At 37.3% G+C, this 24,498-nt stretch carries 23 protein-coding genes; 21 read left to right on the top strand and 2 right to left on the bottom strand.

Going from position 1 to position 24,498, the window contains the following annotated elements; all coding sequences use genetic code 11:
* Window positions 1-175: 175 nt before the first annotated feature.
* The 12 genes from CIK00_RS10725 to CIK00_RS10670 all read left to right on the top strand — a co-directional run bounded on the left by CIK00_RS10725 (window position 176) and on the right by CIK00_RS10670 (window position 7,971).
* Window positions 176-427, top strand: coding sequence for a type II toxin-antitoxin system Phd/YefM family antitoxin (locus CIK00_RS10725; protein ID WP_101768858.1), 252 nt, complete (start codon window positions 176-178; stop codon window positions 425-427).
* Window positions 424-684 (top strand): Txe/YoeB family addiction module toxin, encoded by a 261-nt coding sequence (locus CIK00_RS10720; RefSeq protein WP_101768857.1) that lies wholly within the window; start codon window positions 424-426, stop codon window positions 682-684. The genes CIK00_RS10725 and CIK00_RS10720 overlap by 4 nt, the downstream gene beginning before the upstream one ends.
* A 581-nt stretch (window positions 685-1,265) precedes the next feature.
* Window positions 1,266-1,634: a hypothetical protein gene (locus CIK00_RS10715; RefSeq protein ID WP_101768856.1), complete on the top strand. Its 369-nt coding sequence runs from the start codon at window positions 1,266-1,268 to the stop codon at window positions 1,632-1,634.
* Window positions 1,635-1,677: 43 nt separating this feature from the next.
* Complete coding sequence (locus CIK00_RS10710; protein WP_101768855.1) at window positions 1,678-2,100, top strand: VOC family protein; 423 nt, start codon at window positions 1,678-1,680, stop codon at window positions 2,098-2,100.
* 144 nt (window positions 2,101-2,244) lie between these two features.
* Complete coding sequence (locus CIK00_RS10705; protein WP_373322860.1) at window positions 2,245-2,520, top strand: hypothetical protein; 276 nt, start codon at window positions 2,245-2,247, stop codon at window positions 2,518-2,520.
* A gap of 220 nt (window positions 2,521-2,740) precedes the next feature.
* Entirely contained in the window at window positions 2,741-3,505 is a 765-nt protein-coding gene (locus CIK00_RS10700; protein WP_101768854.1) for a TerC family protein, read from the top strand.
* A gap of 431 nt (window positions 3,506-3,936) precedes the next feature.
* Window positions 3,937-4,329: a DUF2170 family protein gene (locus CIK00_RS10695; RefSeq protein WP_101768853.1), complete on the top strand. Its 393-nt coding sequence runs from the start codon at window positions 3,937-3,939 to the stop codon at window positions 4,327-4,329.
* A gap of 3 nt (window positions 4,330-4,332) precedes the next feature.
* Entirely contained in the window at window positions 4,333-5,016 is a 684-nt protein-coding gene (locus CIK00_RS10690) for a PspA/IM30 family protein (RefSeq protein WP_101768852.1), read from the top strand.
* A 68-nt stretch (window positions 5,017-5,084) separates the two neighbouring features.
* Window positions 5,085-5,711 (top strand): YjfK family protein, encoded by a 627-nt coding sequence (locus CIK00_RS10685; protein WP_101768851.1) that lies wholly within the window; start codon window positions 5,085-5,087, stop codon window positions 5,709-5,711.
* An 18-nt stretch (window positions 5,712-5,729) separates the two neighbouring features.
* A complete protein-coding gene (locus tag CIK00_RS10680; protein ID WP_101768850.1) occupies window positions 5,730-6,143 on the top strand; it encodes a DUF350 domain-containing protein in 414 nt (137 codons plus the stop codon).
* Between the two features lie 19 nt (window positions 6,144-6,162).
* Window positions 6,163-6,774 carry a DUF1190 domain-containing protein gene (locus CIK00_RS10675; RefSeq protein WP_144043159.1) on the top strand — a complete coding sequence of 204 codons (612 nt, stop codon included), beginning with the start codon at window positions 6,163-6,165 and terminating at the stop codon, window positions 6,772-6,774.
* A 30-nt stretch (window positions 6,775-6,804) separates the two neighbouring features.
* Window positions 6,805-7,971: a glutathionylspermidine synthase family protein gene (locus tag CIK00_RS10670; RefSeq protein WP_101768849.1), complete on the top strand. Its 1,167-nt coding sequence runs from the start codon at window positions 6,805-6,807 to the stop codon at window positions 7,969-7,971.
* 96 nt (window positions 7,972-8,067) lie between these two features.
* On the opposite strand, the gene CIK00_RS10665 is transcribed toward CIK00_RS10670, so the two are convergent.
* Complete coding sequence (locus CIK00_RS10665) at window positions 8,068-8,640, bottom strand: cytochrome b/b6 domain-containing protein (RefSeq protein WP_101768848.1); 573 nt, start codon at window positions 8,638-8,640, stop codon at window positions 8,068-8,070.
* A 207-nt stretch (window positions 8,641-8,847) separates the two neighbouring features.
* Here CIK00_RS10665 and CIK00_RS10660 point away from each other — a divergent pair, with 207 nt between their 5' ends.
* The 6 genes from CIK00_RS10660 to CIK00_RS10635 all read left to right on the top strand — a co-directional run bounded on the left by CIK00_RS10660 (window position 8,848) and on the right by CIK00_RS10635 (window position 15,363).
* Window positions 8,848-10,677, top strand: a complete 1,830-nt coding sequence (locus CIK00_RS10660) for a hybrid-cluster NAD(P)-dependent oxidoreductase (RefSeq protein ID WP_101768847.1) — start codon at window positions 8,848-8,850, stop codon at window positions 10,675-10,677.
* A 33-nt stretch (window positions 10,678-10,710) separates the two neighbouring features.
* Complete coding sequence (locus CIK00_RS10655) at window positions 10,711-10,854, top strand: hypothetical protein (protein ID WP_193435464.1); 144 nt, start codon at window positions 10,711-10,713, stop codon at window positions 10,852-10,854.
* A gap of 159 nt (window positions 10,855-11,013) precedes the next feature.
* The gene (locus CIK00_RS10650; RefSeq protein ID WP_101768846.1) at window positions 11,014-13,002 is read left to right on the top strand and encodes a bifunctional metallophosphatase/5'-nucleotidase; all 1,989 of its coding nucleotides are present in this window, start codon (window positions 11,014-11,016) and stop codon (window positions 13,000-13,002) included.
* Window positions 13,003-13,489: 487 nt separating this feature from the next.
* Window positions 13,490-13,699 carry a transcription antiterminator/RNA stability regulator CspE gene (gene cspE / locus CIK00_RS10645; RefSeq protein WP_036792221.1) on the top strand — a complete coding sequence of 70 codons (210 nt, stop codon included), beginning with the start codon at window positions 13,490-13,492 and terminating at the stop codon, window positions 13,697-13,699.
* A gap of 210 nt (window positions 13,700-13,909) precedes the next feature.
* Window positions 13,910-14,587 carry an ABC transporter ATP-binding protein gene (locus CIK00_RS10640; RefSeq protein WP_101768845.1) on the top strand — a complete coding sequence of 226 codons (678 nt, stop codon included), beginning with the start codon at window positions 13,910-13,912 and terminating at the stop codon, window positions 14,585-14,587.
* Window positions 14,584-15,363 (top strand): ABC transporter permease, encoded by a 780-nt coding sequence (locus CIK00_RS10635; RefSeq protein WP_101768844.1) that lies wholly within the window; start codon window positions 14,584-14,586, stop codon window positions 15,361-15,363. The genes CIK00_RS10640 and CIK00_RS10635 overlap by 4 nt, the downstream gene beginning before the upstream one ends.
* 95 nt (window positions 15,364-15,458) lie before the next feature.
* Here CIK00_RS10635 and pdxY read toward each other — a convergent pair whose 3' ends face one another.
* On the bottom strand, window positions 15,459-16,316 hold the full coding sequence (pdxY, locus tag CIK00_RS10630; RefSeq protein ID WP_101768843.1) for a pyridoxal kinase PdxY: 858 nt from the start codon (window positions 16,314-16,316) through the stop codon (window positions 15,459-15,461).
* A 612-nt stretch (window positions 16,317-16,928) separates the two neighbouring features.
* Here pdxY and CIK00_RS10625 point away from each other — a divergent pair.
* The 3 genes from CIK00_RS10625 (at window position 16,929) to CIK00_RS10615 (ending at window position 24,292) form a co-directional block, all read left to right on the top strand.
* Window positions 16,929-17,129, top strand: a complete 201-nt coding sequence (locus CIK00_RS10625; RefSeq protein ID WP_101768842.1) for a hypothetical protein — start codon at window positions 16,929-16,931, stop codon at window positions 17,127-17,129.
* 271 nt (window positions 17,130-17,400) lie between these two features.
* Window positions 17,401-18,048, top strand: a complete 648-nt coding sequence (locus CIK00_RS10620; protein ID WP_101768841.1) for a helix-turn-helix transcriptional regulator — start codon at window positions 17,401-17,403, stop codon at window positions 18,046-18,048.
* Between the two features lie 244 nt (window positions 18,049-18,292).
* Complete coding sequence (locus CIK00_RS10615; protein ID WP_233426555.1) at window positions 18,293-24,292, top strand: GEVED domain-containing protein; 6,000 nt, start codon at window positions 18,293-18,295, stop codon at window positions 24,290-24,292.
* The last annotated feature ends 206 nt before the right edge of the window (window positions 24,293-24,498 follow it).

Genomic DNA, 24,498 nt, shown 5'->3' with positions numbered 1-24,498 from the left:
TAAGAGTGATTTGTAACGCTTACCGTTTTCGCTTCGCTTAAAGTATAGATAAGTGCCGATTCCACTTTAATGCGGCGCTAACCGCCTCTTTGTTACCTGTGCAATATATTGTACATTTCAGTTTTAGTGAGTTAGACTTGTTCAATATTAAGTACAACTCAACAAAGAGGTAATTATGCGTATAGTTTCTTTTACTGAAGCTCGAAATGGTCTTAAATCAGTTCTTGATGGCGTAGTTAATGATGCTGACTGCACAGTTATTACTCGTCGAGATTCTGAAGATGCCGTTGTAATGTCTATGGATTATTATAATAGCCTAATGGAAACGATATATTTATCTCGTTCTCCAGCTAATGCCGCTCATCTAAACAAATCAATTGCTCAATACAATGCCGGTCAAGTAACGGAAAGAGGTTTACTTGAATGAGTCGAATGTTAGCTTGGACTGACGATGCTTGGAATGATTACTTGTATTGGCAAGGTCAGGATAATAAAACGCTGAAACGCATCAATAGATTAATTACTGATGCGAAGCGTTCTCCCTTCGACGGTATTGGTAAGCCTGAACCATTGAAAGAAAATTTGGCAGGTTTTTCGTCACGTAGAATTGATGACACCAACCGATTAGTGTACGTAGTTAATGATGTACATTTGACAGTAATCTCCTGTCGCTATCATTATTAATTTGAAGCGCAGTTAATAGATAAAGGATATGTGTCACGCCGCTGACACTATTCAGGTATTGAACAAGTCCGACCCGCTTTAGAAGTAATTATCGCGAATATCATCAAGGGTAATACTGAAAAGAAGTCGAGCGTTATCCTTGGCGTGAACCAATCAATTTACGTTATTGATTTATAATTAGAGCCTCTTTAATTATTACGTGTTAATGCCATTATCCTTATTATTTTACGCTTTTATCTGGGGCGAAAAATATCCGTCATTCCTTACAATGAATGTCCGCTAGGGCGATAGGGAATCTATCATCAGCGTGTTGTAGAATTACTATTTCATTGATGTCTTTTAAGCTCGATCACGTGATGAATAGATCACGGATAGCTCATGCTTCGCTTCCGAGATGACGAATAATAACCAATCCCCATTTTGTGATTATTATCGGATTCTATAAGTAAAAATGTATCAGATTTATAATCTTTTTGTATTATTTCGAGGAAAATACGGGCTGAGTTCAAAGATCAAATATGGATAAGTTATTAATATAATAAACTATTATGAGTTTAATAAAATATGAGGGAGATAATTCAATGGTAGCAGTGATTGAAGAAAGAAAGCGTGGCTTTTGGTTAACAGCATTCTTGGTTTTAATGGTAATCGCAAATGCTTTGTCTGTATTTGTTTATTTTGTAAATCCAGACATGATTATAACGGCATTTCCAAAGATATCGTTAGAATTAGCTTATCTACTAGGATCTGTATGCTTATTTAATGTATTTTTAGCTATTAATATATGGATGTGGAAAAAGCTAGCGATATATGGGTTTTATATTGTTGTTATATTTGGTGTTTTAATAAATTTGTATATTGGTCTTGGGCTTATTGGATCATTATCTGGTTTAATGGGGGGGATGATTTTATTTTTAGTAACAAGAAAGAAGATGCAATATTTCGTATAATATTGTTAGCATTTAGATGTAAGAAAATAACAGGATAATATTAATGAAACAGTCAATCATCCATGTTGCTTTAGTTGTGAAAGATTATGATGAAGCCATTGATTTCTATGTGAATAAGTTGAAGTTTGAATTGGTTGAAGATACTTGTCAAGCTGAGCAAGATAAACGGTGGGTGGTTATTTCGCCTCCTGGTTCAAAGGGAATGACGTTATTGTTGGCACGTGCATCAAAACCAGAGCAAGATAATTTTATTGGTAATCAATCTGGTGGGCGAGTCTTCTTATTTTTAAGTACGGATGATTTTTGGCGAGACTATAATCGTATGGTTTCTGACGGCATTAAATTTGTTCGTGAACCACAAGTTCAAGATTATGGGATAGTAGCCGTTTTCGAAGATCTATACGGTAATCTTTGGGACTTATTGGAATTAAGTGCCGATCATCCAATGGCGATTAGAACGCTATAACAAATAAAAATGGTGTCACTCAGTTAATAAAAATTAAGGATGTTTGATGAAAAATAATTATATTGGTGAATTAGTTTTAAGCCAGCAGCAAATCAAAGAGGGTGTAAGTATTTTTTGCTAAAAAGCTGAATGAACGTTTTCAAGATGCGGTCATTATTAGTGTGGTTCCCGATGGTATATTGTTTACAGCAGATTTCAGATAATTACCACGTTAATTCATTATCTATCGCGACATTGTTTGTTAAGCCAAGTCGAGTTGATATTGCTGTGCCTCAATATTTTGCGTATGAAATGGAAAATGATGATTTATTGGTAGGTTATGGGTTACCGTGGCAAAACAAATTAAGAAACGTGCCTTACGTCTCAAAATTGGTTAATGAAAAAGAGAAAAAAGATAGGACACCCATAAGTTTTTTCTAAATAATATCTCGTCACACCGACCCAACATGTTGAATAGATAGAGGTATTATTTTAGCTAGAACCAATAAATCCATTACATTTAGTTACATTTGATGTGTGTTCATTTTCCGTATTTACTGCTCAAATACAGCTTCATTCTTTATTGAGGTATCAAAACACATATGGACGACCCCTCGAGTTGTTCTTTAATTCCTAACTCCTTTTCTATGGAGTTTGTTCAATGCTAGAGTTATTTCTTCAGCCTGAAGCGTTAATGATCTTTGCGACCCTATTTGCACTTGAAGTGGTATTAGGCGTCGACAATATCGTATTCATCTCTGTACTTTGTGAACGTCTCCCACTACATCAGCGTAAAATGGCGCGTAATCTAGGTATTGCGTTGGCTGTTGTTGCCCGCATCGGATTAGTGTTTTCTATTAGCTGGGTAATGTCATTAACACAACCATTAGTGAATGTGTTGAGTTATGATTTTTCTGGGCGTGATTTAATCATGATTGGTGGTGGTGCATTCTTATTAGCGAAAAGCTTAAAAGAATTGTGGATGTGCTTTAGTCACACCCATCAGCAACAAGCAAGTACAGTAAGAGCTGGTATTGCATTAGTGTTATTGCAGATTGTCGCCGTTGATGCGGTCTTCTCAATGGACTCTGTGATCACTGCGGTGGGTTTAACCAGCGAAGTTCCACTGATGGTTGCGGCTATTTTAGCGTCAGCAGTTATTATGGTGCTGTGTGCTGAGAAAATTAACGATTATGTGATGCGTTATCCTGGATTAAAAACGTTAGCACTACTGTTCTTAGTGATGTTGGGCGGTATGTTAATGGCAGAAGGTTTTGCTATTCACTTGAACAAAGGATATGTGTATTTTGCGATGGCCTTTGGTTTAATTATCGAAACTTGTCATATTGTGCTTAAAAAGCAGAATAAGAAAATAATTAGACGGGTATATCCTCAACCCTGTGGTTGGGCAATAAAAGCCAAGTAAGCCTTAAATAAAATAGTCGAATACCGTTCATTTTAAATGGGCGGTATTCGTTTTTTAACAATAAATAATACACCACCAAACCGCTATATAACCTGCTTGTTCTCTATTTATATTCTCATTGCTAACCATCAAATACGTTCATTCTTTCAAGTATAAAATTTTCTTTAAATATAGGTATGGTTATACCGTTAAAAATACCTATTTTCTATCGTCAATAAATTTACCCTTTTAACTTTTTTGAGATGAAGAGTATGGTAAGAAAAAGCATGTGTTATACGAGAATTAATAGTAATAAAAAATCGATTACTTTTCATCTTGTTAAATATTATGCCAATTGATTAAATACTAACACTTGAATTATTTGCTTTCTGATACCATTTTATGATGATGTATCAATATATTTTGATTATTAACTCAAAGGAAAAACGAATATGTGGACTGTTGATCAATTAGTTAAAATTTTAAGTGAAAATGATCAGTGGCAAATCGAGCAAACGGATCAGACGATTATTATTCGTAATCAAGATGGTGTCGCGGCTTATTTGGCGGTTGCAGGCGAGCAAATCTTAGTGGAAGCGCCTTTATTTCCAATGACGATGGTTACTGATGTCGCCAAGCTTAATGATACGATTTTACGCACTCATGAGATGTTTCCATTGACCAATATTTCAATTAATACGGTTGATGGGGACGATTACTATATCGCATTTGGTAGCTTGAGTAGCCAATCTAAGCAAGAGAGCATTGTTATTGAAGTGGCAACATTATTTGTGAATGTTGAAGGCTTTCTTGATATGTACCAACCATTATTAATCGAGGCATAATCGATGAGTGTATTTAAAAAATTGTTTAATTTAGTGCGTGGTTCAGTGAATAACGCGGCAGAATCGGTTGCTGATGCGAATGCTATTACGATTTTGAATGAAGAACTACGTCAAAGTAAGATCGAATTGCGTAAATCAGACGAAGCGTTGGTTTCAATTATTGCAAAACGTAAGCTTTCACAGCAAAAAGTAAATAGCTTTGATGCCAGCATTACTGAATATGAAAAACACGCACGTACCGCAATGGAAAAAGGTCAGCAAGCGTTGGCGCTTGAATGTGCACAAAAGGTTGCGGAATTACGCAGCGAGCAATCTACTGAGCAAGCTTATTGTGATGGATTTTTGAAATCTGAAACAACGATGAAAACTAAAATTGCTCAGGCAAAAGAACGTTTACGTCAAATTGAACAGCAAGTTGATGTTGTTGCGGCACAAGAGAGTGTCATTAAAGCACAAAGCTCTGTGGCAGCAGCTAATGCAGGCAGTAACAGTAAAATGAGTACTGCGTTAGATTCCCTCGATCGCATCAAAGCGCGTCAAGCAGAAGCCTCTGCTAAGTTTGAAGCGGCAGAAGAGTTAGAGTCTGAGTCTTCATCGTCGTCATTAGATAAGAAGTTAGCTGAAGCGGGTATTTCAAAATCAGCGTCATCAGCAGAAGATGAGCTTGCTCGTATTTTGGGTAAATAACATCATTTCTTATCTGTCTTTTTTTATGCCTTTTATCTTATGGTAAAAGGTATTTTTTGGTGTTTAATATGTTCGACTTTTTTAAGAAAAAACCAGTAGAGAAAAAGTCTTTAATTCCAGAAGTACTTGGGTTGAGACTCGGTGGTGTTATCGAATTAGATGCACTAAAAATGAAAATCATTGAGCCTGATTTAACCATTTCTGGTGCCGCAACAACGCAATTAATTCAGGCTGTGGGTGTGGTGCAGTTAGATAACTCAACGCGATTGATTCGTTACTATACTGATGATGACGCGATGGTGCAGGTTTTAATGGATGGTGATTCTGATGCAGATGTACAGCAGTGCATGCTGTCGTATTATTATTCAACAACGCCGATTGACACCGATACTCGATGGAATGAATGGCTCGCGACGGGCGTGGTAAAATCACATTGGGATCTTGATGGTGTTAATTTTACTAAATTGTGGGAAAACGAATTACCTGTTGCGATGACAGAAACAACATGGACATCTGAAACAGAGCATAGCCGCACCGATCAATTTGTCATGCTATATAGTCGTGACGTAAACGCTGATTTATGTGAAATGTTGATTGTGTCTGCAGAAGAACAGATAGTTAATAATCGTGCTGAGCATTGCTTGGTGTTGAGTACCTCATTTGAGCTACAACCGAATGATTTTAAAGTTAATTAAAAATACAGGGAACAGTAGATGTCGGATTTAATGGTAAGTTTATCAACCCTTGGTGATTTTGGGTTATATTTTGGGATTTCTTTAATTTTCTTGATCGCTTTTCGTTTTATTTTCCCATTAGTGACACCCTATAAAGAATGGGAATTGATTAAAAGTGGTAATGTAGCTGCCGCGATTGGTATGGGTGGTTCGTTTATCGGTTATGCCCTTGCCGTTGGGTCTGCAATATCGAACAGTCAAAGTGTGTTAGATTTTGCCGTTTGGGGCGTCGTGGCACTGGTAGCACAAGTGATTGCGTATTTGATTATTCGTATTATTTTCCTGCCTAAAATTAGCGAGCGCATTGAACGAGATGAAGTGTCTGCTGGTGTTATTTTAGCGTCAATTGCGATTGCGGTTGGTTTGTTAAATGCGGCGTGTATGACGTATTAATGACTTTGAGGATTATATTATGAAACGTAGTAGTCATATTCATCGTAATCAGATGCGTAAATCGAATCAGTATCACAATTGGGCTCCGATCACGTTAGTCGCTTTAGGGGCAACTATCGTGTTAACAGGGTGTAATGATAACGATACATTAGCGCAAACCCAATATGATTCCCTACAAGATTGTATTAATGCTGACAGTTCTAATCCCAAACAAGTGGAAATGTGTGCAACCGCTTATCAACAAGCGGTAGATGCTGCGCCAAAGTTTGATTCAAAAAGTGATTGTCAGTCTTCTGGTACGGATAATTGTCGCCAAATACAAGCTAGTAACAATACCAGTTACTGGGTTCCAGCCCTTGCTGGTTTTATTGTCGGACGAATGATGGACAACGGCCGTCATTATTCATCTCAACCTATTTATTATCCATCATCACGACGAACCTCTGGCATGGATCAGTGGGATCGTAATCAAAATAACCGCTATAAAGAATCGACATCTCAGCGTTATAACAATCAATATAGAAACGAAAAACCAGCGGTTAGTCGTACAATTTCACGCGGTGGTTTTGGATCTAAAGCGAGTGCAAGATCAAGTTGGGGTGGCAGTCGTAGTAGTGGCTGGGGTGGTTAATTTTTAGGCTTTAATAGGTATAAATAGAGCATGTTACGAATTCCAATAAAAGAGCGTTCAGATTGGCGAATGATAGCCAATGAATTTGGCTTTCGATTTCACACCTTTGATGGAGAAGAATATTGGACTGAACGGTATTACTATCAATTTTCTTTAAAGCAAATTGAACGTGATCTCGAAGAGCCAACCGAAGAACTTAACCAAATGTGCCTTGCTGTTGTGAATGATGTTGTAAACAGTGATGCGCTAATGGAAAAATTTGCGATACCTCAGGCAAGTTGGGATCTTGTACGGAAGAGTTGGCATAACAAAGAACCCTCGCTTTATGGACGGTTTGATTTTAGCTATGACGGCAAAAATCCCGCTAAATTGCTTGAAGCTAATTTTGACACACCAACATCAGCGTATGAATGTGGTTTCTGGCAATGGATTTGGTTAGAAGACAATGTAAAGTTAGGTCAAATATCACGTGGAGCCGACCAATTTAATTCATTTCAAGAACAGTTTATTGAACGATTAGCGACGTTAGCGGAAACATCGAAAACAAAAGTATTGTATTTTGCCTGCGGTCTTGAGGGCGGTGAAGAAGATTATGGTACCGTAACCTATTTTGCGGATTGTGCGCGTGTTGCAGGATTAACACCTAAAATTATTTATATTGAAGATATTGGCGTTGATAGTGATGGGAATTTTACGGATTTAAATGATCATGTGATTCGATGGCTTTTTAAACTGTATCCGTATGAAATGCTGTTTCGAGAGGATTTCTCAAAATATTTAGATAATGGCACCTTATATTTAGAACCACCGTGGAAGGCAATTATCTCAAATAAAGCTATTTTGCCATTATTGTGGGAGAAATATCCTCACCATCCTAATTTATTGCCTGCCTATTTTGCAGATAAAAAGCACTTGCTCGATGATAAACAAGGTATTGTTAAAAAGCCTATTTTTTCACGCGAAGGTGCCAACGTTAAAATAGAAAAAGAGGGCAAAGTGATTGCTGAGTCTGATGGTTTCTATGGTGAAGAAGGGTATATTTATCAGGCGTTTCATCCTTTGCCTAAGTTTGGTAATGATTATACCGTTATTGGCAGTTGGGTGATTGGAGATAAAGCGGCGGGTCTTTCTATCCGTGAAGATAATACGTTAATTACTAAGGATTCATCGCGTTTTATCCCCCATATCATTTTATAAGATGAGATAAGCAAAGATCCTAGGTGTAAATATTCTTTCTCGTTGAAAGTATATAAAACAGAGGTTCTTTGCTTATAAACTGATTGTAATGAAGTATTAATTAAAGCGTTTACGTTCCACAAAGAAATGCAGTAAAGCCATACCACCATGACCAATTAAATACGCTTCAATTAGCCCTGTTAATGATTTATGAATTTCACGTACATCATTGGCATAAGGGGAGTGGCTTAGCCATAAAACTAACCAAACTAATGCTGCTGTTTCAATTAAGATTAATGCACCAATACCTAAGCCTTGAATAATATTACCTAAGCCTTTTTCTCGAGGTTCAGGTAACTTTCCTTTCATTATCTGCTTGATATCATCTTTTAAAACAGCATTATCACCAAAAAGGTAAGGGAAAAATTGTCTAAATGATTGTTTGGTGAGCATGAAAATAATCATACCAATGGTAGCAATAATCGTTAATGAACCTAGAATAATATGCAACCACAAGAAAATAGTATTAGACATGCCTGCTTCTACGGCACCAGCATGCGTCATATGTACTAAGTTACTGTTTAATATTTGAAGGATAATTAATCCAGCAAGTGTGGTATGTAGATGACGTAATCCTACATTAGGAAAATAATGAACAATATATCGCCAAAAAGAACGTAGGATAGGCATGGTATCTCCAAATTATTATACTGTGAGCATGAATTAGGGAAAATTTTTATAAATTTAGCATAAGCCATAAATATTTATGCGTAATAATTTACTATTATACCGAAAAATAACTATCCATTAATAATGATAAAGGGTGTTTATTTGGCTGTGAATATTAAATAATCACATTAGGTTTTATTAATATTGTTTTTATATATGGAGATTTTAATGAGCTCATCATTACTCGTACCGACGTTATCACAAATACAGGTTTATCCAGTAAAATCGATAGCAGCATTAACGCAATCTCAAGCTTGGGTTGAAAAGCAGGGGTTAGCCTTTGATCGTCGTTTTATGGTGGCGAGTGATAAAGGTGTGATGATTACGGCTCGAAAATATCCACAAATGGTAAAAATCACTGCAACACTAACGATGACCGGATTAGTGCTGCAATACCCAAATAAAACAGATTTAGTTTTACAGTATGCTGATTTTGCAATGGTTGATGTGCCAGCGACTGTGTGGAATGATAATTTTAGTGCTTACACAACAACGGTGATCGCGAATCAATGGTTTAGCGATATTATTGGTCATTCGGCCCAGTTACTTTTTTGTGGTCAGCAATCAAATCGAGTGCGTCCTAAAATTGGTCATAATGTTAGTTTTGCTGATGGTTATCCGTTATTGATCATCAGTGAGGCATCACTTGCTACGTTAAACGAACGTAGTAGTGAGCAACATACTATGGCGCAATTTAGAACTAATCTAGTGGTGTCTAATACTGACGCTTTTGCTGAAGATGGATGGAAACGGATCCGTATTGGTGAGGTTGAATTTGAAGCAGTTAAACCCTGTGCGCGGTGTATTCTTACAACCATAGATCCTTTGACTGGCGAGTTTAATGCGCTAAAAGAACCCTTAAAAACTATGGCAACGTTTCGTGCTAATGCGACAGGGGATGTCTTTTTTGGACAAAATTTAGTGGCTTTAAATGAAGGTACTATTCGTGCGGGAGATGTGGTTGAGGTATTAGAAACTAAAACGAAAGAAATCTATGCGGATAATGCTGAAACTAAGTTATTGCTTACCTGTGTTGAGCGTGAGGATATCGCGTCTGACTTTACAACGTTTTGGTTAGAGTCTCATCAACAATCACCGTTGCCGACTTATTTGCCAGGGCAGCATTTGCCGTTACAACTTGAGATTAATGGTGAGTTTATTGCTCGGCGTTATACTTTATCTTCCAGTCCGTCTCGCCCTGGGCGTTATGCTATTTCAGTAAAACGGATTAATGATGGACGAATTTCTAATTGGTTACATCAGAACTTTCACGTTGGCGATGTACTTGCTGCTGATAAACCGGGTGGAGATTTTCACTTAGGACGCCATACTGATAAGTTATTATTATTGTCTGCGGGAAGTGGTATTACGCCGATGTTATCTATGCTGCGATATTTATCCGATCACGATAATATTCGTGATGTTGTGTTTTATCATCAATGCAGTACCGAAGCTGATATTCCTTCGTTACAAGAATTACATCAACTTGAAAAGATGCATCCCTCACTTGATTTACGAATAGTACTTAGTCAGCCTAAACGCGATTGGCAAGGTGAGTCAGGGCGACTAAGCCTGAGCCATCTAGCAATGATCAGCAATTTAGATCAACGCCAAGTGTTTGTGTGTGGTCCTAATGCCTTTATGGATACGGCTAAAAAATTATTATTGAAAATGGGCGTATCTCCTGCACGTTATCATCAAGAAGCCTTTGGTCCTTTAGGTGGGTCATCAACACCAAAACAAGCTGTAAAGCTTAATATTGATGGTCATATTTTTAAGGGTAATAATCAGCAAACGTTATTAGAACAAGCAGAGGCCGCGGGTGTTGAACTTAATTATAGTTGTCGTGCTGGTTTTTGTGGCGCGTGTAAAGTGACCTTAACCTTGGGGCAGGTTGAACAGCCTGATGTCCCTGCATTATTACCGCAAGAAAGGCAGCAAGGTAAAATATTAGCGTGTTGTTGTATCCCTAAAACAGATCTTAAAATAACAAAGTAAGTCTTTATCTTGAAAAAAGAGCATTGATATTATTTGCATGATGAGAGTGCAAAAATATTAGAGCAAGCGATGAATGATATGGGACTGTACCAAGTCGGTGTAAAGTTAAGCCTTGATGAAATCACGGCTTATCTCAAAATGCTAACCGGTGAGTATAACGGTAAATTGTTGCAATAAATTTGCTATAGAAACGGTTTCTTAGTTAAGAAGCCGTTTTATATTGGTCAAAATAAAAATTCAAATTTAGAGAATATTATTTTGACGCATAATGCTGAAAAGGAATTTAATGTGAGGTATGCTGCGACGCAAACGATTACAATAGAATAAGGATTTCGTATGTTTAGTAAGCCACTTATCGCACTATCTATTACTTTAGCTCTTTCTGGATGTGTTACAACACCTGCAATTCAACATCAACCTTTCACGCTGACCGTTGCTCATATTAATGACACCCATTCACATTTTGATCCGGTGAAATCTAGTTTTTCGGCTAATGGTGTTGAAGTTTTTAACGAATTTGGTGGTTATCCTCGCTTGCAAGCAATGGTTAAACAATATAAAGCGCAAGCACAAAAGAATGACCAGAGTTTGTTATTTTTAGATGCGGGTGATGCTTTCCAAGGCAGTGCTTATTTTAAAATAAACCAAGGTGCGATGAATGCTGATCTTCTTGACCAAATGGGGTTAGATGGCATGGCATTAGGTAATCACGAATTTGATCTTAATAATCAAAAATTAAATCGTTTTGTGAGTAGTTTAGATTTCCCTATTATTGCAACAAATGTTGATGTTAGCCATGACACTAATTTCAATGGGCAGACAAACATTTTACCTTATCAAATTTTTGCCTTTGATGGTGATCATAAGACCGTTGTAAAAGATATTAATAACTTACCAAAGCATAAAAATTTAGTTGCTGTGTTTGGTTTATCTTTACAAAATATGCCTAATATTGCCCCTCATACGGGGGATGTAAAATTCCTTAATGAAGTAAAAACAGCACAATCAACCGTTGATTTTCTTAAATCAAAAGGGGTTAATGATGTTATTGCATTAACTCATATTGGTAATGCAACTGATATTGCTTTGGCCGGAAAAGTGAACGGTATTGATTTGATTGTTGGTGGTCACTCACATACATTATTAGGTGATTTCACTAATATCGGTTGGAGTAATTTTGGTCCTTATGCACAAATGGTGAAAAATCCAAATGGCAAAGCGTCAACCTGTATTGTGCAAGCTGGAAAATATGCAGAAGCTATCGGTAAGGTAAATGTTAGCTTTAACAGCCAAGGTGAAGTAACCAACTGCGCTGGGCATAATACGCTACTAAGTAACGATGTGTTTTATCATAAATCTGATCGTAAACCACAAGATAAGTTTACCGCTGCACAAACGACACAAGTAGAGCAGTTTATTGCTAAGCAAAAGAACATTGTTATTATTAATGAAGATAGCCAACTTCGTCATGAAATCGACACTAAATACAAACCTGCTGTAGAAAAAGCCTATGGCAACATCATTGCTCAAGTACCGATTGAAATTAAGCATGAGCGTCGCCCTGGAGACAGTGGTGCAGCGGATAAGCATGGTTCAGCTGTTGCGCCATTAATTGCAGAAAGTCAGTATTATTGGGCTAATTTACCTCAAGTTCAAAAAGTAACAGGTAAAAAAGTTGATTTTGCATTAATTGGTGCGGGCGGTATTCGTACTAATATTAATGAAGGCGAATACCGTGAAGGTAATGTTCGTTTAGAAATGCTACCGTTTTCTAATTATTTATCAGTGTTGTCATTAAAAGGTTCAACGGTTAAGCAATTATTGCAAGATACGATCACGGCAACGTTACCTGAAGGCGCACATGCGGGTAAATACCCATACGGCGGCCATATTCGTTACACTTTTGATGAAACTAAAGCACATAAAGCGGGTCATTTAACCAGTATTGATGTGATGACGGGCACTGAAAAACACCCAATATGGACACCATTACAAAACAATAAAACCTATAATGTTGTGATTAATAATTATAACGCTACGGGTAATGATGGTTGGACTCCGATATTTACCGCTCAAAATAAACATTCTACTCGTATTGATCTTATTGATGTGAATGGGAAATTAGTAGGTTACAAAGTTAAAAATATCGAAAAACAGGGTGATAAATATCAAGTTATTTATCAAGGTAAAGCCCCTAATTGTAAAGCAGTAAACACTGATTGTGATACTGACGCACAAGCCTTTATTGACTATATTTCACAAACTCGTCATCAATTAGTACCACTGCCATATTCAGTAGTGACATTAGATCGAATAATAAAATAATAACATTTAGTTAAGAATAGATAATGGGTAACGTATCTGAATACGTTGCCCTTTTTTACGATTATTTTTTAGATTGAATAGTAGTTAATGAAAATCTATTCATATTTATTTATTGGTGTGATTTTGGCTGTGTAGTTTGCTTTATTAAAATAAAAGTAATGTATTTCAATAAATTACTTTATTTTTATGTGAGCGGTAAGACTGTTTTTAATATCTAACATCTTGAGCGAGTAATGATAAATATATTTTTGTTTATAGAACGTTAAAAATTAAAAAAAACACTATACAATCAAATTAATTTCATTAGTATAGAACTCGGCCTGTAATTCAGACCTATTTATATGTAACGTTATGTTTTAGAAAACTTTCTTTGTAACGCTTTACCCGTGTCATGAAGCTTTCCATGCATAAGCTATAACATAAATAATTCTTTTTCTGGCTACATTACGCAATTTGCGAATTATTTAATTAAAATTTGGAGACAGTCATGTCTAAATCAACTGGTATCGTTAAGTGGTTTAATGAAGAGAAAGGTTTCGGTTTTATCACTCAAGACAATGGCGGCGCTGACGTATTTGTTCACTTCCGTGCTATCACTGGCGAAGGTTTCAAAACTTTAGCTGAAGGTCAGAAGGTTTCTTTTGACGTAGAACAAGGCCAGAAAGGTCCTCAAGCTGCAAACGTTGAAGCTGCTTAATTCGCACTCGCGTTAAATGTTTTTTAAATACCGACATTATGTCGGTATTTTTTTATTTATATTTTACCTGTTGAATGTAATTGTCCCATCAATATTATTAATACTATCTTGTATCGATCTGATTCATAGCGATTATTAAATTAAACCATTTGAGTAATTTTGTGTTTTTTATACAATTATTACCTTCGATCGTTATTAGTGTTAATTGTTATGATAAATCCATCCTCATTGTCTACTACTATATCTTGTGATGCTTTACGTTTTTTTCAATTACGATCAGGTTTTGAAAATGGTCAATTAGATCCATTAACGGTTGATTTATTGTCTGGGCAACATTTAGCGTTGTCTGGTGCCTCTGGCTGTGGGAAAAGTAGTTTATTGCAAGTTATTGCTGGTCTTAAAGCGCCACAAAATGGGTATTTTAATTATCAGCAACAGCTGATTGATACTGAGTCATTGTCATTTTGGCGCCAACAAATATGCTATTTGCCACAACAAGCCGTGATGGGAGCGGATACCGTATTAGAGGTATTGTTATTGCCGTGGCATCTTAAAGCAATGTTATCTTCTCATATAAAACCTACTGAAGAATATTGCCAACAAGCATTAGCTGACGCTGGATTGATAGTGGCACTTGATAAAGAAGTGGCATTATTATCTGGCGGTGAAAAGCAACGATTAGCCATTGCGCGTGCAGTCTTGATGCAACGTCCAGTGTGGTTAATGGATGAACCTACGTCAGCATTAGATCCTGTGGCGAGAAATAAAATTATTTTATTAATAAAGACATTGAATGTTATCTGTATTTCAGTTTCTCATGATCCGATATGGCTTGCGACAGCCGATCAGGTTTACAACATGGATATAGCATCAGGAATAGACCAATGACAGCAACCATTAGCCATGCTATCGATTTACGCTGGTCAGCCATGGCAGGTTTTTACTTGTTATTACTGATCCCATTAATACTATTTCAGCGTTGGCAGTTAGGATTGAGCCGTACACTGATTATGTCTGTATTACGGATGACATTGCAGTTATCCGTGGTTGGTATTTATTTACATACATTATTTGGTTGGCAGAGTTTCGGTTTAAACCTTGTCTGGTTAACCGTTATGGCTCTTTTTGCCAGTTACACCATTTGTAAACGTTCTGATGTTAATCTATTTCGAGTGATACCAGCGGTTATTTGTGGGCAAGTTATCGCATTATCGGTGGCATTACCTGCGGTTTTAGCGGGTGTTATTCAAGTTTCACCCTGGTGGCAAGCACAATATATGATCCCGATAGCTGGGATGTTATTAGGTAATAGCTTAACTGCGAATGTGTTGGCATTGTCTCGTTGGGGAAGTTTACTGAAAGAGAATCATCAAGAATATCAATATTATTTAACGATGGGATCACCTAATCCTGCTCAGCCTTTTATTCGTACGGCTTTTAAAGCCGCATTAGCGCCACAATTAGCTTCAATGGCAACGTTAGGTATTGTGAGCCTACCAGGTATGATGACGGGACAAATTTTAGGCGGAGCAATGCCACTGGTCGCCGTTAAATACCAGTTAGTGATCATGGTGGCTATATTTGTTTCAGGTGTGCTTTCTGTTGCGACGACACTGACACTTGTAAAACGTCGTTCATTTGATGCTTATGGTAATGTGTTGTAATTTTTTATTTTGAGAAAATGAGTAGAGTAGAAAACAAAAAAGCAGCGTTAGGCTGCTTTTGTTTGTTTGTTTGTTTGTTGGATTGGAGAGCCGTTTTATTTGATTTCTGTAATTGGAAAAATTTCAGTTGGCGCGACAAGTTCATCTTGGGCTGCGATTGTTTGTAGTTCCCATTCGCCACGGCGATGGGTTTCTTTTAATACCGCATAACAAGCATTATGAGCATGTTCAAAAGCTTGTTCTGCTGACCAGCCTTTTAATAAACCACCAGTAAATAATGCTGAAATAAGATCACCAACGCCTACTGGCTGGTTATCAAATGCTAGATGTGGACGTTGTGCTAAATAGCAGCCGTCTTTTGTTGCCAACATCATTGAAAACTTGTCTATTGATAAGCTATGAAGATGTTTTACTAATACCATTTTAGGGCCAAGAGTTAGCGCGTGCTGACAAGCTTTAACGGCATCGTCTAATGTATTGATTGTCATACCAACAAACTGACTAAGCTCAAATTGGTTAGGAACAATTACATCAGCCAGTGGCATTACATCATTAATAAGGTGTTCAGATATGCCATCAGCGACGATACATCCTTTTTCAGGATCGCCCATAACAGGATCACAGATATAGATAGCATTAGGATTTTGCTGTTTAACTGTTTTAACGGTCTCAATAATAGCTAAACATTGATCAGCACTACCTTGGTATCCGGTAAGGACTGCTTCACAGTTTTTAAGCTGATCAATGTTGTTGATGCCTTTGACAAGGTCAATTAAATCGGTTGCTGGAAATGCTGTTCCTGTCCAACCTTGTTTGTATTGAGTATGGTTAGAAAACTGTACGGTATGTAATGGCCAAACTTCAAATCCCATACGTTGAAGAGGGAATACTGCAGAACTGTTACCAGCATGACCATAAACAACATGTGACTGTATTGATAGAATACCTTTCATTGAGGTTCCTTATAACTATCGTATATATAGGTATACTTTACATGTGCTGATATCAGAAACCTAGTCATTTTATATCGTAATTATTCCTTGCAAAAATGCAGACTATTTATTGTTCGACAAATAAAGACAATTTTATTATTACTAACGAAATAAAACTGTAATGTAATTATAGTCTGCTTTATTGGTTATTTAGCTTATTTTTTAACCGTTGAGTGTGTTTTCTTGATGTTATTTTTTATCTTTATAAACATGTAGTTATCGATTTTGTCAGTGGTTATCCACAATTTATTATCAAATTTATTTAAAAAAATATTTACAGCATCAAAAATAGGCGTTAATGTTCGATTCGTCTGTTACTCAGACCTAATGTGTTTTAAATAAAACCACAATGTCATTTCTAATCATTGTTATCCGTTTATGTTGCAAACGTTGTAGCAGTGCCAAGCTATAAGAAGGGTGATCTTATAGTTAAGAAGTAGTAGGTCAATGAGTAAAGCTCTATATCAAGGCTAATTAACGCTTTGGTATAAAACTATTTAAACTCAAATTGATAGCCTCAAATATATATGCTGATAAAAAAAGTAATATTTGGGCATAAAGGAAATATAAACTATGACTTCACAAACAGGTATTATTCGTAGCTTCAACCCAGTTGATAAAATTGGTTTAATTACTAGCGATCTTGGTGGCGATATTCGTTTTGATGCATCTCAAGTATGCAGTCGCTCACAGCCATCATCTGGTAGTATGGTTGAATTTATGTTAGATGATTCAAGCACTAAACTTAAAGCGGTTAAAATTCGTTTTATCTGATTTAGTTAATGAGTTGAATGTTTACTGAAAATGTAACGTTCCTCCATAATTAAATAAATAATCCCGGCCTTGGTCGGGATTTTTTTATTTGAGTCATTACAATGCTAATTCTAATGGATAATTAAAGTATTATTACTAATAATACTGATATCATTATTGCGTATTTTGATGAAATATTAATATTGTTAATGGAAAATACAGATACTGTCATTATTGATAATATGATAAAACTGCTTAGTAAGTAGTTTGATGCTTAAAAAAGGTAGAGAAAATGCATGAATTGACAGAAAGTGATTATGATATTCTTCACGCGATGGAAAATATTGTTGATGGTATCGCTGCAATGTGGGGTGAGCATACTGAAGTCTTATTGCATTGTTTAGATTCTCGCCATCCGTCAATTATGAAAATTGCCAATGGACATATTACGGGACGTGAAGTCGGTGCGCCAATTACCAATATTGCATTAGTAAAGTTAAATGAAGGCAAAGATGTTTCTGATGCTTATATTACCAAAGCACCTGACGGTAAAATGTTACGTTCATTAACAACAGTGATCCGTAATAAGCAGCAGCAAGCGATAGGTTTACTCTGTGTTAATTTTAATTTAGACGCCCCATTTCAATCTATGATCCATAGTTTAATGCCAACAATTGGTACTTATTGTGATCATGGTGTTACTGCGGAAACGTTTGCGCGTAATAGTGATGAAATGATGCATAGCTCGATTGAAAATGTTCGTGAGCAGGTAATGAGTGATAGTTCGATCCCTCCCTCAAAGAAAAGTCGAGAAATTGTAACGCGATTACATGACCTTGGTATTTTTGATCTCAAAGACAGTGCTCAAATAGCAGCAAAAGGGTTGGATATTTCCATTCATACTATTTATCGCTATTTGCGAGAAATACGTGCAAATTAAATATGTAATTAAACAATGACATTATTTCATAGGATAGTGTCATTGTTTATTATTCTAAATAATTGATAATTTTTTATTTTTAAAAATGCATATTTTTTCTATTTTTCATGATGTTTCTTTAATTGATACTCTGCTTTTTTTAGACCTTCCGTTACTCATTAATACCCATCAATAAACGTGCTTAAATAACAGGCGTGATTTTTGCATCCTTTTTCGTTCCCTGATTAACTACGTTGGTTGAGTTATGGAAACGATGAAAATTATCCGTAGAGTATTAATGCTTTTTTGCTTTTGTGGTGGGTTGTTGTTCAACATCTCGATGGCTCAAGCACAACAAATCTCAGGCTTTGTATTTAATGATGATGGGAATGGTGGTGGTACTGCCACGAATGGTATTAAAGATGGAACCGAAACTGGGTTAGGTATTGGAATCCCTATCGTTGCTTATAACACTTCGACTGGTTTATGTTATGCAACGACAACAGATGTAACAACGGGAGCATATGCCCTGACGGTGGGAACTACGGGCACTTATAAAGTCTATGAAGCTATTAATGAAATGAATACCACTTCTCCAACTTGTCCGCCAACAGCGCCTATATTAGACATCAATACGGGTAGTTATGGTGGCGGTACTATCGGGGATGCTGCTACCTTTCAATCGAGTAGTGCTAATATTGTGACAGTGAGTGCTGGTATTGTAACTGACGTTAATTTTGCTGATTTTGCTGTAAGTTCTTTTGAGGTGTGTTCTACTCCGGCATATTTAACCCAATCTAATGGTTCTGGCTCAACTGTTTTAAATGCCATTAATTTAGCGACAGGATCGGTTAATTCACTGACGTCACCCGTAACGGCTGGTTCTGGTGTTGGGTATTCTATGGTGACAAATACATTGGCTGGAATACAGGCAACAAACACACTTAATTTATTTGACAGTGCTTATAATTCTTATTCATTACCCATATCTAATTCAACCATGCCAAGTGGCGCTAATAATGGTGATATAGATGATAACGGTATTTTATATGCACATAAGGATGGAGATTTCTATTTATTTGATACCAATCCAAACAGTGAAACCTATTTAACTCAAATTGGAACCTTACCGACGACAAGTTTAAATTATGCTGATATTGCGTTTAACCCGATTGATGGCTTTATTTATTCTGTGCCGAGTAATAATTCACGAACACTATATCGATTTAATCCAACAACAGGCACAAGAACGTCATTAGGAGTATTACCTGGAATCGCTAATGGACCATATGGTGCGATGTATTTTGATAATCAAGGCTATATGTATATATCAGAAAACCCATCGCCAGGACGTATTTATCGTATTGATGTATTGGATGGTTCAAAAGCCGCGGGCAGTTATACGGCCACACTTTTTTCTCAAACAAATGTTTCTGCGGCAGGTAATGATGGTGCCCGTTGTCGTTATGCACCAGTACCGTTAGATTGGGCTGATGCACCAACCGTTAATGGTTATGCGACAGAATTAGTTGATAGCGGTCCACGTCATATGACCGAAGCTTCAACGCCTTATTTAGGGGTAAATAATCCGGATAATGAAAATGATGGCCAGCCTACAGTTACCGCTGATGGTGATGATAGTAATGGATTAATACCGGATGATGAGGATGGATTTATCCAACCTGCGATAAATAATATTCTTGTTAGTGGCGATATATTGTCTTTAATTGTACCCGTTGTTACTTCAGGTAACGATAACTTATATGGTTGGATTGATTTTGATGCTAGCGGTACTTTTGATGCAGATGAAAGACAAACTGCTAATATCACTGTTTCTGGTAATGAACAATTAGATTTTAATGTGCCGGCGGATATGCAATTTATGGATAGCTTTGTTCGTCTACGCATCTGTTCTAGTACTGAAACCTGTGATAGTCCAACAGGCGGTAGTGGCGATGGTGAGGTTGAAGATCATGTTATTTTATTAAAACCTCAGGGTGATTTAGCGTTAACGTTAGCGATGGATCCTAGTGTGAATGTCACGCTTGGGATCCCATTTAATGTCGTGGTAAATATTGAAAATATGGGATCAACCATAGCCTTAAATACTAAAGTAACGCTGCCTATTCCTGCAGGATACAGCTTTGTTAAGGCATATGCAGGTGATGGTGTTACAGAAATCACGACGTATGATCCATTAACGGGAGAATTAGATCTTGGTGCGATTGGGTTAGGATTTAATGATTATGCGGTGATCCGTTTAGCGCCTCAGGTATTAACTGCACCTAGTATTAATGCTGAGATCATTACGACGAGTATTAATGATATTGATTCGACGCCAAATAACGGTTTTGGTAATGGCGAAGATGACACTAATAGTGTAACACCCATTATTTCTATCTTTGTGCAACCCAATATTTGTGAGGCGCCCGTTGTTTTTGAAGGTGGCGATGCTTATTTAGCCGCAAATGGTGAATATGTTGTGACGCCTAATGCTACTAACCAAAAAGGGTATTTGTGGAGCTATGAGTATATTGATTTAAACCAACCCATGTATGCTGAACTTGCAGTTTATTTGGGTGATAGAACCTGTAATACCGGCTGTCCAACAGGGATTGAAAGTGGTGCTGATGGTATGACGTTTGTATTATCTGCTGATGCGCGAGATCTGAATGCCTTTGGTGCTTTTGGTGGTGGATTAGGTGTTGGTGATATTTTTGGAGCTACACCTGTTTCGCCATCGGTGGTATTTGAATTTGATACCTTTGATAACACCTTTATTGGGGCGACAGATGATGCTGTTGGCGGGCAATATATTGATCATACCGCCGTTTATCTTAATGGAGATGTGTATACCCCAGATGCTGCTAATACCCTTATTCCTGCCACGTCTGTTTCTGGTGGGGAATTAGAAGATGGTCGTTATCATATAGCGCAGTTTGAATGGGATCCAACCATTAATCAATTTACCTATTATGTTGATGGCGTCATGGTGGGCCAGTTTACGCGAGATATTCGTAATGATCTGGGTAATAATATGGTGCGCTTTGGTTTTACTGGAAGCACTGGGGCAGGGTATAACCTTCAAAAAGGGTGTTTTACTAAGGCTCCAAATGTTCTAGGTAGTGATTTAGGTGATGCTCCAGATACGAGTATTGGAACGGGGACTAATAATTACACTACAACCTATGAAAATGACGGTGCTGCCCATGTTCAAGCAGATAGTGATAATAACGGTTTTATTGATTTGCGAATGGGTACTTTGTGGGATGCTGATATTGGCGATCTTCAGAATATTGGTGCAATCGCTGATGATAACGATAATTTTGATGATGAAGATGGCGTTAGTGTGCTTCTTGCCGCAACCAAAGGGGCGAATTTTGATATTGCGATTAATGTTGCTGAAGATGCAGCTCGTATTAGTTCAGGACAACGATTATATGCATGGTTAGATTTTAATCTTGATGGTGATTGGGATGATAGTGGTGAACAAATCATTGCCGATGTCAGTGCTGTGATAGGAAATAATAATTACAGTGTGCCGATTCCCTCAAATGCCATTGTTGGTTACAGCTATTTGCGGGTACGTTTATGCAGTGATGTCAGTTGTGATAGTCCTATTGGACTCGCGAATGACGGTGAAGTCGAAGACTATCGAGTTTTAATTTCTGATTTAATCAGCAATAACCAGTGTGATCTCATTGTGCAAACGCGTTTACCGATAGCCGCGACAGATTATAGTTATAATTCACTCGATGTTACTGCTGAGCCTATTACTTTTAATAATATTGTTAATCCAATAATAATAACGAATCAAATCAATATTAATAATATTAATGCAATTGGTTTTAATCGTATTCATGGTTTGATTTACGGTTCTTTCACCGACATGTCACAAGCTGATCGTATTCATCATTTGTTTGTGACCGATAAAACAGGCACTAGCTTTATTGATTTAGGTGAAATTCGAGCTGAATCAGCAACCACTATTCGTCGTTTACAAGATGGTGAAAGTTTTGATTTTGCCAAAGGGGATTCACTGCGTCATAGCGGCTACAGTTCGACCTCGACGGTGTTGAGTGCGCCAACTGCGGGTGATGTTACAGCCGATGGTAATTATTTAATTGTATGGCGAACGTCATGGGATTCATTAGTTAAAATTGATCTCAATACACAGACCTTTACTACTGTTCCTTTAGATATTGCTACCATGGGAGGCTCTTATGGTGGTGGTTCAATAGATGTTGGGGCTGATTTAGCCATTAGTAGCCAATCTGGGTTGGGTTATTTAGTTGATTTAAATGGCGACATGCTTTACAGCGTTAATGTGTCAACAGGTGCTGTTACGGCTCAAGCTCTGACTTATTTTGGTGCTGAGCCAACGTTAGATACCAATAGTAAATTACAGGCAGGGGCATTAGTGATCGATGACGCGATTAGCCTTTATGCTCTGACGAATGGTGGTAATCATGATACAAATCAAGATGGCACGGTTAATTTAAATGAACAAGCGGTTGTCTATCGTATTAATGCCATTACTGCAGAAGTGGAATATGTAACGGCTTCTAATGAAAGTAGTTTACAAGGTAATGATGGTGCGGGTTGTTATGATTCGATCGATTATGGTGATGCTGCAGCAACATATGGCCAAGCCAGCCATGCGTATTTAGATGCGGCATTAGATGGCGTGGCAGATTTAGCGCTTGGTTCTCGTTGGGATCCTGAATTTATACAATGGGTGAGCACTGATGCAACAGGTGATGATATCCATGGCCAGAATGATGAAGATTTAGTGATACCTGCTCAAATCATTGTAGAAACCAGCACCACGTTACCGATTCAAGTCGTTGGTAATGGTTTTGTAAGTATTTGGGTTGATATAAATAATGACGGTGATTTTTCCGATAGCAATGAATTATTGATCAACGATCAGGCGGTCACGGCAGGGAATAATAATATTGCGATAACGTTAGATGCCGCCAGCGCCGAAGGGTTTAATGGTAATACTGTGATGCGGGTGCGTTTATGTTCAGCCGCTAACAGTTGTAATACGTTTGATGGTGCAGCCGTTGATGGTGAAGTCGAAGATCATTTATTTGAATTGCTCAATCGTATTGTTTTAAGTGGCGTGGTGTTTGAAGATAATGGTGTCGGTGGCGCAACGGCGGCGCATGATGGTATTCAAGACGGCACTGAAGTTGGCTTAGGCAACTTTACTGTTACCGTAACCTTTAATGATGCTGGCGTTACTGGAGTGACGACGGGTGATGTGATAGCAACGGACATGACGTCAGGTGATGGTAGTTATAAATTTATTCTTGGCGTTGATTTTTCAGGTAAAAATTTATTACTTGATGTGATTAAACAAGCGGATTGGATCGATATCAGTGAAGCGAATGTCACTGTGATCCCACAAGTGACCAGCACCAGCGTTATTGATAGTCAGATGGCTGTTAATGCAAATGCGGGAGACGATATTAGTGGCCTTGATTTCGGTAAGGTACGTGAATCAAGAATGGAACCCGATAATTTTAGTGAAGTTGAACCTGGAAAGGCGGTGTTATTCCCACATAAGTTTACGGCTGCAACGGCAGGAAGTGTGAACTTCTCTATTATAAATTCAGAAGTGTCTCCAGCGAATACCGGTTGGAATACCGTTCTTTATATAGATAATAACTGCAATGGCGAAGTTGATGGTGCAGATGCTCAAATAGTCAATCCAGTTGCGGTTAATAGTAATAGCGCGGTATGTCTACTCAGTAAAGTGTTTGTGCCAGCAGATGCACCACTTAATGCCCAATATCATTACGATATAGCTGCAGATATGATCTTTAGTGATAGTGCAGGCACAGGACATGGTATTACGCGTCAAGTTCTTGATAAAGATACTGTTAGAGCAACGTTCCGTGGTGCGGGAGAATTAAAGCTTGAAAAAACGGTACGTAATATTACTCAGGGAACGGCAGTTGGAGTCAGTAATAATGGTCGTCCTGGCGATATACTAGAATATGTTATTACCTTTACTAACGTAGGGAATGGTGATTTAACTGAAGTCAGTATTTTTGATAGTACCCCTAGTTATACTGGATTATCTCAAGCTATAGATTGTACGTCGGGTAGCGTGCCAACGTCTCTCACTTGTATGCCTGTTACTACTAATGGATCAAATATTGTAGGTTATGAGGGGGAGATACGCTGGAATATGATAGGTTCTTTAGCTTCAGGCGATCAAGGAACAGCTATTTATTTAGTGAAAATAAAATAGTATCGTCATTGACTAATATTTCAAGAAATAACTATACGATAGAATATCGATATGGTTATTCTTTATATTGATAAATGTAATATATATTAATTATAAAACAGTTGTTCTTTAATTAAGAATAAATCAATCAAGTTATCCAATAAATTAATGTGTAATAATTATTTTTACGTAAATAATTGTTGTCGAATATTTTTAAATTAATTTCT

Source organism: Photobacterium carnosum (assembly GCF_002849605.1).
Lineage (GTDB): Bacteria > Pseudomonadota > Gammaproteobacteria > Enterobacterales > Vibrionaceae > Photobacterium > Photobacterium carnosum.
Note: the sequence above shows the minus strand (reverse complement) of the source record. Positions and strands in the feature narration are given on the sequence as shown.

Coding starts and splice junctions, on each gene's coding strand:
- CIK00_RS10690 (WP_101768852.1), top strand. CDS start 4,333: ATGAGTGTATTTAAAAAATTGTTTAATTTAGTGCGTGGTTCAGTGAAT.
- CIK00_RS10650 (WP_101768846.1), top strand. CDS start 11,014: ATGTTTAGTAAGCCACTTATCGCACTATCTATTACTTTAGCTCTTTCT.
- CIK00_RS10675 (WP_144043159.1), top strand. CDS start 6,163: ATGAAACGTAGTAGTCATATTCATCGTAATCAGATGCGTAAATCGAAT.
- pdxY (WP_101768843.1), bottom strand. CDS start 16,316: ATGAAAGGTATTCTATCAATACAGTCACATGTTGTTTATGGTCATGCT.
- CIK00_RS10685 (WP_101768851.1), top strand. CDS start 5,085: ATGTTCGACTTTTTTAAGAAAAAACCAGTAGAGAAAAAGTCTTTAATT.
- CIK00_RS10710 (WP_101768855.1), top strand. CDS start 1,678: ATGAAACAGTCAATCATCCATGTTGCTTTAGTTGTGAAAGATTATGAT.
- CIK00_RS10700 (WP_101768854.1), top strand. CDS start 2,741: ATGCTAGAGTTATTTCTTCAGCCTGAAGCGTTAATGATCTTTGCGACC.
- CIK00_RS10720 (WP_101768857.1), top strand. CDS start 424: ATGAGTCGAATGTTAGCTTGGACTGACGATGCTTGGAATGATTACTTG.
- CIK00_RS10670 (WP_101768849.1), top strand. CDS start 6,805: ATGTTACGAATTCCAATAAAAGAGCGTTCAGATTGGCGAATGATAGCC.
- CIK00_RS10615 (WP_233426555.1), top strand. CDS start 18,293: ATGGAAACGATGAAAATTATCCGTAGAGTATTAATGCTTTTTTGCTTT.
- CIK00_RS10640 (WP_101768845.1), top strand. CDS start 13,910: ATGATAAATCCATCCTCATTGTCTACTACTATATCTTGTGATGCTTTA.
- CIK00_RS10715 (WP_101768856.1), top strand. CDS start 1,266: ATGGTAGCAGTGATTGAAGAAAGAAAGCGTGGCTTTTGGTTAACAGCA.
- cspE (WP_036792221.1), top strand. CDS start 13,490: ATGTCTAAATCAACTGGTATCGTTAAGTGGTTTAATGAAGAGAAAGGT.
- CIK00_RS10635 (WP_101768844.1), top strand. CDS start 14,584: ATGACAGCAACCATTAGCCATGCTATCGATTTACGCTGGTCAGCCATG.
- CIK00_RS10660 (WP_101768847.1), top strand. CDS start 8,848: ATGAGCTCATCATTACTCGTACCGACGTTATCACAAATACAGGTTTAT.
- CIK00_RS10665 (WP_101768848.1), bottom strand. CDS start 8,640: ATGCCTATCCTACGTTCTTTTTGGCGATATATTGTTCATTATTTTCCT.
- CIK00_RS10725 (WP_101768858.1), top strand. CDS start 176: ATGCGTATAGTTTCTTTTACTGAAGCTCGAAATGGTCTTAAATCAGTT.
- CIK00_RS10620 (WP_101768841.1), top strand. CDS start 17,401: ATGCATGAATTGACAGAAAGTGATTATGATATTCTTCACGCGATGGAA.
- CIK00_RS10695 (WP_101768853.1), top strand. CDS start 3,937: ATGTGGACTGTTGATCAATTAGTTAAAATTTTAAGTGAAAATGATCAG.
- CIK00_RS10680 (WP_101768850.1), top strand. CDS start 5,730: ATGTCGGATTTAATGGTAAGTTTATCAACCCTTGGTGATTTTGGGTTA.
- CIK00_RS10705 (WP_373322860.1), top strand. CDS start 2,245: ATGCGGTCATTATTAGTGTGGTTCCCGATGGTATATTGTTTACAGCAG.
- CIK00_RS10625 (WP_101768842.1), top strand. CDS start 16,929: ATGACTTCACAAACAGGTATTATTCGTAGCTTCAACCCAGTTGATAAA.